The following is a 15,139-nucleotide window of genomic DNA, read 5'->3' on the forward strand; positions in this document are numbered from 1 at the left end:
CTTCCTAATCTACCTGCGTGATTTCAATTGTATTTAACTGCCATTTCCAATTTTGCTTAGTTTGCTCAATGGGTAGCATATCAATACAGTCTACAGGGCAGGGTTCAACACACAGGTCGCAACCAGTACATTCATCAATAAGCACTGTATGCATTTGGCGTGTAGCACCAACAATGGCATCTACAGGGCAGGCTTGAATACACTTTGTGCAACCAATACATTCATCCTCACGAATATAGGCAACAGTTTTAACCGGCTCAGCTTGTTCGCCGCCAGCTAATGGTTTGGCTTCAACACCCATTAAATCAGCTAGTTTCTTTACTGTTGACTCACCACCTGGAGGGCATTTATTAATCTCGTCACCGTTGGCGATAGCTTCAGCATAAGGACGACAACCCGGGTAGCCACACTGACCACACTGGGTTTGCGGTAAAATAGTGTCAATTTGTTCTACAATAGGGTTACTTTGTACACGAAAGCGCACAGCGGCAAACCCTAATATCAACCCAAAGATGAGCGCAAGTGAACCAAGCGCAATTAATGCATAAAACAAGGTCATGTTAAAATTTCACTAATCCTGTAAAGCCCATAAAGGCCATAGACATCAAACCAGCTGTGATCATGGCAATTGATGCGCCTTTAAAAGGGGTAGGTACGTCTGCAGCAGCCAAACGTTCACGCAGTGCTGCGAATAAAACAAGTACCATAGAAAAGCCAACGGCAGCACCAAAGCCATATACCGCTGATTGTAAAAATGAGTGATCTTCTTTGATGTTTAGCAAGGCAACACCCAATACCGCACAGTTGGTGGTGATCAAAGGTAAAAATATACCGAGTAAGCGATAAAGTGTCGGGCTGGTTTTTCTAACTACCATTTCAGTAAATTGAACGACCACAGCAATGACTAAAATAAAGCTCATAGTACGCAAAAAGGTAATATCAAGCGGGATCAAAATATATTGATTGACTAAATAGCTTGTTACCGAGGCAAGAGTTAATACAAAAGTGGTTGCAAGTGACATGCCTATAGCGGTATCTAGCTTGCCAGATACCCCCATAAATGGGCATAAACCTAAAAACTGTACTAATACAAAGTTATTAACCAACACAGTGCCGATCAACAGCAAGACATATTCTGTCATGTTCGCCTCAAGCTATAATAAACGTCGACATTATCCTTTTTTATTGGCTGTTTAACAACACGTAGAAGGCAAATATACAAAACCAATGCAATATATAATTTCATACCATAGTTATTCATACAATGAGCATGTTCCTACACAGGTTATACCAATCGACTTAAATATTTAACCATTCTAGCGGGCTAAATAAAGCGCTAACAGCGTTAGTAATTTTTCATGTACGAATGCATGGATGCAGGAGTTAGAGCAATGCAGGAGCAATCGCCGAGAACAACACCATGTCAAAATTTCTGCCTTGTTATCACTGTATTTACTTGTCGCTATAAGTGGTCAGTAACTTACACGATTGGTATTAATTGCCCTGGGATTATTAATTACTCATATAACAGTTGCATATGATAATTATGATATACCCAAGCCATCTCAAGATGCAGACTTCAGCGTTTCACAGGTGTTTAATATCAAGGCGTTACTTTGCAACAATGGCAGTCCCTTTTAAGAAGTAACAACGCTGAGAGTAAGCGCCTGTGAAACGCCCAACGGGTTGGTTTAAAAGCAATTTATACTGCGTTATTGATTTTAACAAGGGAACAACCATTATTTGCAATCAATGCCTTGCCTAAATTGCTTTTAATTCCAACTGAAACTCGCATCTTGAGGTGGCTTGGGTATAGCTATTGGATTAAGCTAACGAGTGCGTTAAAAGTTAGATACGATTTTGCTACAGAGGGGGATCTTAAGCCTGAGATAGCAAAAAGGGCTCTGCATATGCTGGAGCCCTTTTTATATAACTAAGCGTTGAATCTTTTAAGGTGTTTCTATATATCTTTTGGTTTTTCGATGTAATAACCTTGTACGCCATCTAAACATAAAGTTTCAACAATGTGTTTTTCTTCTTGGCTTTCAACACCTTCAGCGAAAACGCTAACCCCAATTCGGTGTGCTAAATCTACCATTAAACGCATGAAATACTGATTGTTTTTATCTTCTTCAAGGCCGCGAGTATAACTTGCATCCATTTTAATAAAATCAGGTTTCAAATCACGGAAAAATTTAAATGAGGTTAAACCAACACCAAACCGCTCAACTGTAATACGCGCACCAACACGATGTATCATATCAATAAAGCGTTTACTGGCTTTAATATTTTGTTGTAAGCCAAACTCACTGACTTCAAATACCAGCTTTGAAGCAATATTCGTCTCTTTAAGTAAGCGCCTTTCTAACCAAATAACAAATTGATCATTATGGGCACTGGATGCAGTAACGTTGAGTCCAAAATATTTTTCAGAGAAATTACGACTTTTTATTTTTTCAAGAGAAGTATCAATAATTAAACGATCAATTTCAATCGCCATATCCAGTTTTTCAGCCATCGCTAAAAATGAGGCCGTAGGAAGAACTTGGTTTTCAGCGGTTTTAAAACGCACTTGTATTTCAGCATAGGCTTTAATACTTTTACCAATTGGCATTATATTTTGCATTACTAAATGAACACGTTCGGCTTCTATTACTTCATTTATAACTTTACGCCAATTTTGATTACCAAAACCAGCACTCACATTATTTACTAAATCAGTTTCGCGCTGTACATGCCATGCATTTGTTTGTTTTGATTGTGCCATGCTCATAGCATTATCTACAATTGAGAGTAACTCTCCCAATGGTTTACCTTTCTCGTAACCAACAATGCCTGTGTTTGCCACCGAGCTTAGTTCTTGGTTTTGTTGGTATTGAGTAAAGCGTGATTGTAAATTATCACCAAAACGTTCAGATTCTTTAAGCGGGACATTGGGTAAAACAACCGCAAAATCAGAGCTATTTAAGCGAAACACTTTGCTGTCAGTGTATGTGCCACTAATATGCTTGATAATATCAGCAACAGCTTTGATGTATTCATCACCTCTTTGGTAACCGCGTGTTTGGTTTATTGATTGTAATTCACTACAACGTATCATGGCTAACGAACCAAAGGTGCTCTTTTCACTGCTTTCGATATTCTTTTCATAATACTCTACAAACATATTACGATTGCCCAGCTCAGTTACTACATCTTTATATGCTTCTTGTTTTATAGAATGAGCGGCATTTTCAATATCGTCATGTTTACTTTGTAAAAAGTGAGATAAACGATTAAAGCTCGGAATTAAATCTGCGCCCAGTCGTTTTATCTTACTGTTATCAATCGCTGTTTCAAGACCTGCTTCTACTTGGTTTTGATTAATATAAACATCAATAACTTCTGCTACGGTCATACTGATATTTCTATTTAAGCGTTTGAACATCGCTTTCATAAAAATAACAGGGATGATTGCTACAATGCCTGAAATCAAAATAACGATAAATAGGGCTTGTTGTAACAGGGAAGCAAGGCTAACAGCGTTGATTGTAAATTCTACTTTGATGTCAGCGGCGCTATTAACGGCAAATTGTGGCCGAATAGAATTAAACCTTGATTCAACAAATTTAGCAAAAGCGGGTAGTTGAATAGGGGATTGGATATTAATTACTTCTTTACCGTCGTAATCACGCAATATAAAAGAAGAAAATGTATTTCCATCAGCAAGTGCGCGCTGAATTTTCTCTGGGTTTATTTCAGAGATAGAATGAGAGTTAATATAGTTACTAACTACGAGTTGTGCTTTCTTTTGGGCATTACTTGCAGCACCGTCGAAGGCCGCAGCTATAAAGTAACCACCAACACTTGCAAATAGTAGCCAAGATAACAATTGTATAAATATAAGTTTTTTAAAGCCAGCCATGTCTTAGTCTTTCAGTCGTCCAAAAGGGAAGGAGTCAAATCCTTGATCAATCAAAATTTCTTATACTTGTCAGTATGATTAACAGAGTGTATTAATTTGATATGTGTAGGGTAGTGGAATTATACAGGAAAGTCTATTTGATTTGTGCAAGTTAAGTTGGCTCCCCCTCCCCGACTCGAACGGGGGACCTGCGGATTAACAGTCCGTCGCTCTAACCAACTGAGCTAAGGGGGAACTACAATAACTTATATGATTTGGCTCCCCCTCCCCGACTCGAACGGGGGACCTGCGGATTAACAGTCCGTCGCTCTAACCAACTGAGCTAAGGGGGAACTACAATCATATTACATAAACTTGGCTCCCCCTCCCCGACTCGAACGGGGGACCTGCGGATTAACAGTCCGTCGCTCTAACCAACTGAGCTAAGGGGGAATCGTTTATGGTTGAAAAACTTGGCTCCCCCTCCCCGACTCGAACGGGGGACCTGCGGATTAACAGTCCGTCGCTCTAACCAACTGAGCTAAGGGGGAAGCGTATATGCCTTTCAACGGGGCGAAATATTAATGACCGCGCCGCAAACTGTCAACACATAAAAGTCATAAATTAAAAAAAGAAGTCTATTCGATGTTTTTATGTTCGATCTGATGGTTTTATGACAGAGATTGCCTGTTTATTGATTAGTTACCCGCGGTTTAAAAACAGGCAAAACCACAAAAGCGGCTGTTATTTAAACAAACACGATAATTGAATAATCACGTAAATGATTATTTGGATACTTAAATGGAGTCAAATTTATAAAATCAGTCTTTTTCTATGAGAATTAAAATAATGTGTTCAGTACTTTTTATTGATTAAATATTAACTTCTTGATTTGTTCCGAACTGTATTTATAGATGAACAAGTAAAATAAAGAGAGCCTTAATAAAAATACGTTAGTAACGCGGTGGCATGCTTTCATTTCAAATTATTGTGGTAGTTATATTTAAAAACAGCTAACTAGCTTATATGGAGTGTACAGAAAAGAGGTTTAGTGAGACTCAAAGATAGTGTATTTACACGCTAAGTTTGTTTTTTGAGCTGTTTAAGTCAATTCTGTTAAAGTTAGTATTTGCCAACTAAGTTATAGAGCAGTATTTGAGGTTGCTTCAGAAGCCTTTATAAATGCGGCTTTGAGAGAGTTATCCACGGTTTCTGTGGATAACTCTGTTTATGAAACTTTAAGAACATCTGCGGGACTACTGTTCTAGGGCTCTGTAAGGATATCAAGCATTAAAATCAGTTTTTTTTAATGCTTATAAAACAGTGGTTTAATAAAGCATTGTAAAAGTAGCGCCTTTGATGAGTAAATTTATTCGTGACGATTTGATATACAAAATTATTGTGTAAAAAATCAGCGTTTCACGCAGCGTTTTTGTAATTTTAGTTATCTAAATGTATTTTTATTGTTTTAATAGGGGTTTAATACAAATTTATTTATGAAGGGCGTAAAAAAGTAAGTTTTCCTTACTTTATCAGCGGTTTTCTAACTCAATTTACATTCAGTGTATAAATGCGTGGCTTGCAAAGCGATGATGCTTTAAAATAGTCTGCTTAGTAAAAGAGGCTTATTTATTCTCATGCGTGCAACCTTGCAGACCAAAACATCTCCCGATTTATTAAATGCCCCCATATTACCAACATTGAAAAAAATGACGATCCCGATGATATTCGGCATGATCACGTTAATGATGTTTAATATCGTTGATACATTTTTTATTAGTTTACTTGGAACAGAACCCTTAGCTGCGGTGAGTTTTACCTTTCCGGTTACGTTTACCGTCATTAGTTTGGCGATCGGGCTTGGCATTGGTACATCAGCTGTTATTGCTAAAGCGCTGGGGAGTAATAAATTAGAAGAAGCACGTTTTGATGCCAGCATGGCATTGTTAATTGCAGTGGTAATGGTGTTGTGTTTATCGTTGCTGGGTTATGTGCTGATCAATCCAATATTTACTTTATTAGGTGCCAGTGAACAGGTATTGCCGTTTATCCATGATTATATGAGTGTTTGGTTTATTGGTAGTGTATTTTTAATTACGCCAATGGTTGGTAACTCAGTGTTGAGGGCCAGTGGTGATACAACAACACCCAGTATTGTAATGGGCGGGGCAGGGCTGATTAACGCGGTGCTTGATCCAATGCTTATTTTTGGTTTCGGACCCATTCCCGCACTAGGTATTCAAGGCGCAGCAATAGCCAGTGTCATTGCGTGGTCTGTGGCTGTAGTGATCATTTTATATTTACTAGCCGTAAAAAAAAGGCTTCTTAGTTTAAAAGCAAAAAAACAAACTGCGATAAGTTCAATTCGTAAAATTTTAAAAATTGGATTACCAGCAGCGGGCGCTAATATGCTTACTCCTATTGCAATGGCGATCATGACGATGCTTGTGGCGTTTCATGGGCCAGAGGCCGTTGCGGCATTTGGGGTCGGAAGTCGGATTGAGTCAATTGCTAGTTTAGTGGTGTTAGCTTTATCGATGACTTTACCGCCGTTTATCAGCCAAAACTTTGGAGCAGGTAAACTTGGACGAGTTAAAGAAGCTTACACAACAACTTTAAAGTTTGTGATGATCTGGCAATTTATTATTTATTTAGTATTGATTGCATGCGCGGGGGTAATCAGTCAATTGTTCGGTAAAGAGCAAGTGGTTATCGATGTTATACAATTATTTATATATATTTTGCCGCTGAGTTATGGTTTTCAAGGTGTTATTATTTTATCAAATTCGTCATTCAACGCGTTGCATAAACCAATGAATGCATTGTTTTTAAGTGTGATTAGATTATTTATATTTTATATCCCTTTTGCTTATTTAGGTAATGAGCTTGCAGGTCTGAAGGGGCTATTAATTGGTGCAGCTATTGGTAATGTTTTTACCGGTATAGTGGCATATAAATGGTTTATGAAAGAGCTTAATGCAATAAGTAATCAACCAATTAAGGAGTGCCATGCATGAGTGACCATTTTCAATTGGTATCAAAGTTTACCCCTAGTGGCGACCAACCAAGCGCGATTGCTCAGTTGTGTGAAGGGCTAGAAGCTGGCCTTGCTCATCAAACTTTGTTAGGCGCAACGGGCACGGGTAAAACGTTTACAATGGCTAACATAATAAGTGATTTGAATCGTCCAACGATCATCATGGCACATAATAAAACGTTAGCAGCGCAGCTATATGGCGAGATGAAAGAGTTTTTTCCTCATAACGCAGTTGAATATTTTGTATCGTATTATGATTACTATCAGCCTGAGGCGTATGTAGTTTCAAGTGACACATTTATTGAAAAAGATGCATCAATTAACGAACACATAGAACAAATGCGGCTCAGTGCAACAAAAGCGTTATTAGAGCGCCGGGATACGATTATTGTGGCATCGGTATCAGCTATTTATGGTTTGGGCGATCCTAAATCATATATGAAGATGATGCTGTTATTAAAAGTAGGCGAAAAAGTTGATCAGCGCGATATGCTGCGTCGCTTAGCTGAAATTCAATATACACGTAACGATATTGATTTTAGTCGTGGTACTTATCGCGTTCGTGGTGAAGTTGTGGACATTTTCCCTGCGGAGTCAGACACGTTTGCAGTACGAGTAGAAATGTTTGATGATGAAATAGAACGCTTGAGCATTTTTGACCCATTAACGGGCGCTGTTGAGAAACACATTGTCCGTGCAACTATCTATCCTAAAACGCACTACGTGACACCTAGAGAAAAAATTCTTGATGCGGTTGAGCATATCAAGGCTGAATTAAAAGATCGTCGTGCGCAGTTGCTCAGTGCGAATAAGTTAGTCGAGGAGCAGCGAGTTGCACAACGCACTCAGTACGATATTGAAATGATGACCGAGCTGGGTTATTGCTCAGGCATAGAAAACTACAGTCGCTATTTATCAGGGCGTACACCGGGCGATCCACCACCAACTTTACTCGATTATTTACCTGATGATGCATTGATGATCATCGACGAGTCCCACGTTACAGTGTCGCAAATAGGCGCCATGTATAAAGGCGACCGTAGTCGTAAAGAAAACCTCGTAGAATATGGTTTTCGTATGCCATCAGCAATGGATAACCGACCACTGCGTTTTGAAGAATTTGAAGCAATTGCACCGCAAACTATTTATGTCTCAGCAACCCCTGGTGATTTTGAGCTTGAACGCTGCGGTGATGACATTGCTGAGCAAGTTATTCGCCCAACGGGCTTACTTGACCCACAAATTGAAGTGCGTCCAGTAGCTACACAAGTTGATGATTTACTGTCGGAGATATACAAGCGCGTTGAGATTGATGAACGGGTATTAGTAACTACGTTGACTAAACGTATGTCAGAAGATTTAACCGATTACCTTGCTGAGCATGATGTAAAAGTGCGTTACTTGCATTCGGATATAGATACTGTTGAGCGGATTGAGATAATTCGTGATTTTAGGGCCGGTGTATTTGATGTGTTAGTGGGCATTAACTTACTTCGAGAAGGTTTAGATATGCCAGAAGTGTCGCTTGTTGCGATACTTGATGCAGATAAAGAAGGCTTTTTACGTTCAGCACGCGCAATTATTCAAACGATTGGCCGTGCCGCTCGTCATCTTAATGGTCGTGCAATTTTATATGGCGATCGCGTGACTAAATCAATGGCTAAAGCGATTGACGAAACGCAGCGCCGCCGTGAGATCCAACATGCTTATAATGTAAAGCATGGCCTTGAGCCACAAGCGTTAATTAAGACAATCACCGATATTATGGATACCGGCGAACAAGCGGGTCCAAAAGACAATTTAAAACTGATCCGTAAAGAAAGTAAACAAGTGCTAAGCGCTAAAGAGATTGCAGTGCAAATCAAGCAACTTGATGCAAAAATGCATGCCTATGCCAGTGACTTAGAATTTGAAAAAGCCGCATCTGTACGTGATGAAATCCATGAACTACAACAACAGTTAATTAAAAATGCATAATTTTACACCCCTTATTACAGCACTCGAAGGTGCGCCTTTGGCAAACAATGAACTTTGCCGTGTTTTTCATGGCCGTGGGCACACTACGCCGCAATTAAGTCATTTAAATATTGATTTTTATCCGCCATGTTTATTTTTAGTATCGTATGAAGAAGTGGATGATCAAACATTATTGCAGTTAAGCGAGCTTGTATGGCAGTGGTCACAAACGCACGCAAAAGAACTCGTTACGTCGCTGGTGTTTCAACAGCGCGCAGGCCAGCAAACAAAAAACAGCTTGTTATATGGCGAGTTACCACAACCGCATACAGTAAAAGAAGGCGCTGCCACCTTTTTAGTTGACTTAATGAGCCGCCAAAACACCGGTATTTTCCCTGATATGCGCAGTGGTCGAGAGTTTGTGCAAGCGCAGAGTAAACACGCTAAGGTGCTTAACTTATTTTCGTACACGTGTGGGTTTTCAGTGGCGGCAATGCATGGTGGTGCAGATAGTGTTGTAAACATGGATATGAATAAAGGAGTGCTACGCACTGGCAAACAAAATCACCAATTAAATGGCTTTGATCGCGGCGTAAGTTTTTTACCGCACGATATTTTAAAATCGTTTGGCAAGCTCAAAAAAGCAGGGCCTTTTGATTTAATTATTGTTGATCCACCCAGCTTTCAAAAAGGCAGCTTTATACTCACTAAAGATTATCAAAAAGTATTGCGTCGCTTGCCAGAGGTACTCAATAGCAACACGCAGCTATTGTTATGCGCTAACAGCCCAGAATTAAGCGAAGAGTCGTTTAAAATGCTCATTAGCGAGCATACGCAAGGTGCAATTGAGTTTGTTAAACGTTTAGCACCTACGCAAGGTTTTGTTGATGTAGACAGTGATAGAAGCTTAAAAGTGTTGATCTATAAAACGTCGCAATCGTCACTATAGATGAAATTGAGTAACCGCCTTAATACTATAAACACATTGATCACAGAGTCTTACGATGTCATTTGGGATTGTTGCTGTGATCATGGGTTTTTAGGTATGGCGATTTTAAAGCGCAATCTTGCGGATAAAATTATTTTTGTTGATATTGTGCCTGCATTAATGGCTGACTTGAGCAAAACATTAACTCGTTTTAGCTGCGCGCAAACAGCTAAACAGTGGCAGGTAAAGTGTCAGGACGTTGGCAGTCTTGAACTAACTCCTTCAGCAAAGCAACTTGTTATTATTGCTGGTGTGGGAGGGGAATTATTGCTTAAGTTAGTACAGCAAATAATAATAAATAACACCAATCATGATTTATCAAAATTAAGCTTTATTTTATGCCCAGTACATCATACTTATAGCTTGAGAAAAGGGCTGCATAAATTAGGCTTAGGCTTAGCTACAGAGCAAATAGTATTAGAAAATAAACGTTTTTATGAAGTTTTACACGTTAGTTTTGAAAGCGAACAACCTATTAGCTCAACAGGTACAATTATGTGGGAAGAAAACAACACAGCTCATAGAATGTATCTTTGCCAGTTAATTAAGCATTACACACGTATGATAAATAAAGACCCTGTATATTTTCAAAACGTGCTCAATGATTATCAACAATTAGTTGAATTAAAAACCTAAAATAACAGGTCTTGTGTGATCTATTTGTCATATTACTCTCGTAGAGTACATATAATTTACGCCTGCCTTGCGCAAATATATTTGGTTTATTTATGCTCGATAAAAACACACAGATTGGTTCACATCCAAAAAATAACACTAAATGGCCACAAAGCTTTGAGCAGCCAATTTCATATGCACCGTTGGTACAACTTGCTAATAAAAATTGGGTTGTACCGCAGCACTTTTTACGTTACCAACACTCTCTCGACAGTGTTAATGAAGTACTAAGTAATATTGAATTTTCAGCTCACTTTAGGGTGCTTGCTGCAAAAAAAGACAATCAAATTTATCTGCAAGTTGCGATACTTAGCCCTGATAATTACCAAAGCGGCAACAAAGCTAAAAAACTGCTGTTTGGTAGGCGTTGGTATGTTGAAGAAAACTTGCCTACGTCAGAGCTCATTCAAACTGCTTTGCTGGCTTTAAAAGTTGCAAGAGAGCACGAAGTACGTGAACTTTTTCAGTTAACACACGAAAGTGGTTTAAGTACGCCATTTAATAACCATCATGATTTGCCTTTAATGGCGCAAAATTCGGAATTGATCTGTAATCAAAATTATCCGGCTAATGACATTGATGCCATTATCGCGCGATGTATATTTGCAGGTGAGCAGTTACGTTTAATTGCAATACAGGCTATCAATAGCGATAACTACTTATACACAGTACAACTTACGTGCGATGAGTGTCAGTTAGGTGAGTTTAATGCTAAGACGGTTGTATTTTTGGCATCAGATAGCTCAGCAAACGGTTTTTTACATGGCTTAATAAATGCGTTAATTAAAATCAGTAATGATTATGTTAACGAGCATTTTAAATACAATGGATTTGCGCGTTTTAGCCAGCACGTTGTAGCTGAGCAAATAGGGCTGCTAAGTGTTGTGCTGCGCTCTCATAATGCACTAAATTTGTGTTCATTAGGTAAGCAGTCTGCAAATCAACTTAATTTTGAAATTGACAGTGGTAGAGCGCCCCAAGGATGTAATCAAGCTATCAGTGGTTTTTTAGCTGCTCATGGGATTGAGCAGCCAGAAAATGCGCACTTATACCAATTTAACGTGTTATAGCTTATTTATTTCTTGTTTTACCGCAAAGCTAGAATCAGTCACGATAGCTTCAAGCGTTTGTACTCGTTCTTTGAGTGCAAGCACTTCAGCGTTTACCGCGCTCAGTTGTTTGTTTGAATCACTGTTGTTATTTTGCATCTTGTGTTTAAACTCAAGGTGCTTTTTATACATATCGTAAATCACACCTGAACCTACAGATATAAATACGATTAACACTATCATCGTAGTACCAGACATAACTTCTTTCCTTAAAATACCGTTGTTAGCACAAAGTATAACCTTATATTTGCGAGTATAAAGCTGACAATTGTAACTTAATTTGTAAATATGCTTTGTTTCGATCTGGTTTTGGTGAAATAGCACGTGTTAAATTATACAATGGCCCCATATTTATTGAATCGTACTTATCTATGCTTATCAGCGAAAGTGAATAAATAATTATGCTAAAAAATAAAATTCCCCCCGTTATTGTTGTACTGTTTTTTGCCGTACTAATGGCGATCATTGCACATTACAGCGTGATTGATTTTACTACTTTTATTGTTTATTTAGCTGTAGTGTTAGTAGTCATTGGCAGCATATTTTGTATTGCGGGTGTAGTGAGTTTTCGTTTAGCAAAAACTACGGTTAATCCAAGTAAGCCAGAGCAAGCCACACGCTTAGTAAGCAAGGGTATTTATAAATACACCCGTAACCCTATGTATGTTGGCTTTGCATTTATACTCGCAGGCTGGGGTGTCTGGTTGGGTTCTCTATGGGCTATTTTGTGTGTGTTTGGGTTTGTTTTTTATTTGACGGTGTTTCAAATAATTCCAGAGGAACATGCACTACAAAGGTTATTTGGGCAAGACTATAGTGACTACAAAGCGCGGGTAAGGCGTTGGCTTTAAGTAAAAAAGGCTATTGTTATAATAAAAAAATAGCCTCTGTTTACCCAAACATCGTAAATTTATAAATCTTGGTTGGGCTAATATTTAGTTATTCGTACTCAATTGGATCTGTCATGTTATTCAGAGTAAATGCTTCTAAACGTTCTTGGCAAGCACCACATTTACCACAAGCCTTTTCACGACCGTTATAGCAGGTCCATGTTTGGCTATAATCTAAACCCATTTTGATGCCATCAGTTAGAATATCTATTTTAGTGTTGTTCAAGTATGGGCTGAAAATTTCCACTGCATCGTAGTTAGCAATACGGCAAACATCATCCATCTTTTGTACAAACTCAGGACGGCAATCTGGGTAAATAGCATGATCTCCAGAGTGAGCGCCATAATAAACTTGGCTCGCTTTTAGCGATACAGCATAACCTACGGCCAGTGATAGCAAAATCATGTTGCGGTTAGGCACTATGGTGCTTTTCATGTTCTCAGCTTCGTAGTGACCTTCAGGGACTTCAATATCGTCAGTTAACGACGAGCCGCCAATTAATTGATTAATTGCTGAAATATCAACGATTTTGTGCGGAACGTTTAATTTTTCACACACATTTGCAGCAACTTTAAGCTCTTTTACATGACGCTGACCATAGTCAAATGACAGGGCATAAACATCGTGGCCTTGCTGCAGGGCTTTATTTAATACGGTAAACGAGTCCATACCGCCGGAATAAATCACAACTACTTTTTGCGTCATAACTGTTTTGCTCTTAGTTTTAATAGAGGTTTATATCAGGGCGCGATATACTACACGGCTGGAGCATAAATAACAATTTTTGACCGTGGTTTTTGATTTTTCAAATCAGGGTACTGTGCTCGTAATAAATGCCAAGCAGTAAGTGAGATGTCTTTTGTACAAAATTAATGAAATATTCGAAACAATCCAAGGTGAAGCGAGTTTTACAGGCACGCCTTCGATCTTTTTGCGTTTGCAAGGTTGCCCTGTGGGCTGTGCTTGGTGTGATACTAAACAAACGTGGGAAGTAGACAATGTATTTAAAGTCTCTCTGGATGAAACCGTTGAAAAAAAAGCCGATTCAGATCACTGGGCAGATGCATCTGCAGAACAAATTTTAGCGCTATTTGCAGCGCGTGGCTATCGTGCAAAGCATGTGGTGATCACTGGCGGCGAGCCATGTATGTACGACTTAAATCCTGTCTGTAATTTACTGCATGAAAATGGCTTTAGTACACAGATTGAAACCAGCGGCACATTTGAGATTTTAGCGCCAGCACAAACGTGGGTTACTGTTTCACCTAAAATTAATATGCGTGGCGGCTACGAGGTGCTCAGTGCAGCAATGAAGCGCGCTGATGAAATAAAACACCCCATCGCGATGCAAAAGCACGTAGAAGAACTTGAAGAGTTATTCGCTAAAACAGGCGTAAGCCCTAAACTTGTTTACCTGCAACCAATTAGCCAAAAGGTATCAGCTACAAAACTGGCGATTGAAATTTGCATTGAAAAAAACTGGCGCTTATCAGTGCAAGTACACAAATATTTAGGAATAAGCTAAGCGGCTGCGCCGGGTTAGCGGGGCTGTAAGTTTTCAGCCGTAAGCCCTAAGTTTAGCCTGGTGTTAAAATAAAGCTGAGTAGGTTGAGTTGGGTACAACGAAACCTAACAAACCACTTTACTTATACCAACTAGCTTAGATATAGGGTCTACTTAATTCGTTAAATTGTTCAAATATTTATGCAGATTAGTATGATATACCCACTTCGTAAATCGTGATAATTAGTTTATTATGCGCGACTCAATATACACACTACAAACGACTAGGCTTATATGTCCGCAAACGCGCTATACACAGATCTCTCCGATTACTATGACTTAATGTGCGCAGATATAGATTATCAAGCCCAAAGCTCTTCTATTCATAGGTTGCACCAAATCTTTGGTAATAAGGGAAATACGCATCTTGATTTAGCGTGCGGCACGGGCCCGCATGTTCGTCATTTTATTAACTACGGTTATCAAAGTAGTGGACTCGACATAAATCAACCAATGCTAGACAGAGCAACAATTCGCTGCCCAGAAGCGCAATTCTCACTGCAAAACATGAGTGAATTTGTTGTCACTGAGCAATTGGATTTAATTACCTGCTTTTTGTATTCAATCCATTACTGTGATGGTATTGATAAATTAAAAGAATGTATTGTTAGTGCACACAAGGCATTAAAAGATGGCGGTATATTTTGTTTTAACGTCGTTGACAAAAATAAAATAGATAGTGATTCATTTGTAGAGCATACCGCTGAAAACGAAAATAGTTTATTCACATTTCGCTCAGGATGGAGCTACAGTGGCAGTGGCGAAAAACAGTCATTAAAGCTCAGTATTACAAAAGTAACAGCAGACGACACTCTCGTATGGCACGATGAACATCCGATGGTTGCTTTGGGCTTTGCCGAGTTAAAAGAAGCCCTAAAGCCTTACTTTGAAATACATGTGTTTGCGCATGATTATGAAAAAATAACCGCTTGGGATGAAAGATCAGGCAATGCTATTTTTGCTTGTGTAAAAATTTAAAGTAGAAAGTAGAAAGTAGAAAGTAAAAAGTAAAGCCAAACTTTGTTAGTCTCATATCA

13 protein-coding genes and 4 tRNA genes are annotated in these 15,139 nt (G+C 38.9%); 8 read left to right on the forward strand and 9 right to left on the reverse strand.

Going from position 1 to position 15,139, the window contains the following annotated elements; genetic code table 11:
- Positions 1–4 precede the first annotated feature (4 nt).
- The 7 genes from rsxB to ACJJVX_RS12105 form a co-directional block, all read right to left on the reverse strand.
- On the reverse strand, positions 5–559 hold the full coding sequence (gene rsxB / locus ACJJVX_RS12075) for an electron transport complex subunit RsxB (RefSeq protein WP_054205711.1): 555 nt from the start codon (positions 557–559) through the stop codon (positions 5–7).
- Position 560: 1 nt separating this feature from the next.
- Positions 561–1,142, reverse strand: coding sequence for an electron transport complex subunit RsxA (gene rsxA / locus ACJJVX_RS12080; RefSeq protein ID WP_054205712.1), 582 nt, complete (start codon positions 1,140–1,142; stop codon positions 561–563).
- Between the two features lie 818 nt (positions 1,143–1,960).
- The gene (locus ACJJVX_RS12085) at positions 1,961–3,904 is read right to left on the reverse strand and encodes an EAL domain-containing protein (protein ID WP_054205713.1); all 1,944 of its coding nucleotides are present in this window, start codon (positions 3,902–3,904) and stop codon (positions 1,961–1,963) included.
- 157 nt (positions 3,905–4,061) lie between these two features.
- Positions 4,062–4,138: transfer RNA gene (locus tag ACJJVX_RS12090), tRNA-Asn, on the reverse strand.
- A 21-nt stretch (positions 4,139–4,159) separates the two neighbouring features.
- Positions 4,160–4,236 (reverse strand) — tRNA-Asn (locus ACJJVX_RS12095).
- 23 nt (positions 4,237–4,259) lie between these two features.
- A tRNA-Asn gene (locus tag ACJJVX_RS12100) sits at positions 4,260–4,336 on the reverse strand.
- A gap of 21 nt (positions 4,337–4,357) precedes the next feature.
- A tRNA-Asn gene (locus ACJJVX_RS12105) sits at positions 4,358–4,434 on the reverse strand.
- Between the two features lie 1,086 nt (positions 4,435–5,520).
- Here ACJJVX_RS12105 and ACJJVX_RS12110 point away from each other — a divergent pair.
- The 5 genes from ACJJVX_RS12110 (at position 5,521) to ACJJVX_RS12130 (ending at position 11,609) form a co-directional block, all read left to right on the forward strand.
- On the forward strand, positions 5,521–6,900 hold the full coding sequence (locus ACJJVX_RS12110; protein WP_054455013.1) for an MATE family efflux transporter: 1,380 nt from the start codon (positions 5,521–5,523) through the stop codon (positions 6,898–6,900).
- Positions 6,897–8,897, forward strand: a complete 2,001-nt coding sequence (gene uvrB / locus ACJJVX_RS12115; protein WP_405631631.1) for an excinuclease ABC subunit UvrB — start codon at positions 6,897–6,899, stop codon at positions 8,895–8,897. Before ACJJVX_RS12110 ends, uvrB begins: the two co-directional genes overlap by 4 nt.
- Positions 8,890–9,825: a class I SAM-dependent methyltransferase gene (locus ACJJVX_RS12120; RefSeq protein WP_405631634.1), complete on the forward strand. Its 936-nt coding sequence runs from the start codon at positions 8,890–8,892 to the stop codon at positions 9,823–9,825. Before uvrB ends, ACJJVX_RS12120 begins: the two co-directional genes overlap by 8 nt.
- Positions 9,826–10,500 carry a tRNA (adenine(22)-N(1))-methyltransferase gene (locus ACJJVX_RS12125; protein ID WP_405631636.1) on the forward strand — a complete coding sequence of 225 codons (675 nt, stop codon included), beginning with the start codon at positions 9,826–9,828 and terminating at the stop codon, positions 10,498–10,500. It begins immediately after the preceding gene.
- 92 nt (positions 10,501–10,592) lie between these two features.
- Positions 10,593–11,609: a hypothetical protein gene (locus ACJJVX_RS12130; RefSeq protein ID WP_054455019.1), complete on the forward strand. Its 1,017-nt coding sequence runs from the start codon at positions 10,593–10,595 to the stop codon at positions 11,607–11,609.
- Here the strand turns inward: ACJJVX_RS12130 and ACJJVX_RS12135 are convergent.
- On the reverse strand, positions 11,604–11,846 hold the full coding sequence (locus ACJJVX_RS12135; protein WP_054205719.1) for a hypothetical protein: 243 nt from the start codon (positions 11,844–11,846) through the stop codon (positions 11,604–11,606). The genes ACJJVX_RS12130 and ACJJVX_RS12135 overlap by 6 nt on opposite strands.
- Before the next feature lie 203 nt (positions 11,847–12,049).
- Between ACJJVX_RS12135 and ACJJVX_RS12140 the strand changes: the two genes are divergently transcribed.
- Positions 12,050–12,499 (forward strand): isoprenylcysteine carboxylmethyltransferase family protein, encoded by a 450-nt coding sequence (locus ACJJVX_RS12140; RefSeq protein ID WP_054205720.1) that lies wholly within the window; start codon positions 12,050–12,052, stop codon positions 12,497–12,499.
- Between the two features lie 88 nt (positions 12,500–12,587).
- On the opposite strand, the gene queC is transcribed toward ACJJVX_RS12140, so the two are convergent.
- On the reverse strand, positions 12,588–13,268 hold the full coding sequence (queC, locus tag ACJJVX_RS12145) for a 7-cyano-7-deazaguanine synthase QueC (protein ID WP_269432724.1): 681 nt from the start codon (positions 13,266–13,268) through the stop codon (positions 12,588–12,590).
- A 130-nt stretch (positions 13,269–13,398) separates the two neighbouring features.
- Between queC and queE the strand changes: the two genes are divergently transcribed.
- A complete protein-coding gene (gene queE, locus ACJJVX_RS12150; protein WP_054455024.1) occupies positions 13,399–14,064 on the forward strand; it encodes a 7-carboxy-7-deazaguanine synthase QueE in 666 nt (221 codons plus the stop codon).
- 272 nt (positions 14,065–14,336) lie between these two features.
- On the forward strand, positions 14,337–15,080 hold the full coding sequence (locus tag ACJJVX_RS12155; RefSeq protein ID WP_054205723.1) for a class I SAM-dependent methyltransferase: 744 nt from the start codon (positions 14,337–14,339) through the stop codon (positions 15,078–15,080).
- Positions 15,081–15,139 lie beyond the last annotated feature (59 nt).

Origin of the sequence: Pseudoalteromonas sp. Ld20, assembly GCF_045064175.1 — a bacterium.
Lineage (GTDB): Bacteria > Pseudomonadota > Gammaproteobacteria > Enterobacterales > Alteromonadaceae > Pseudoalteromonas > Pseudoalteromonas neustonica.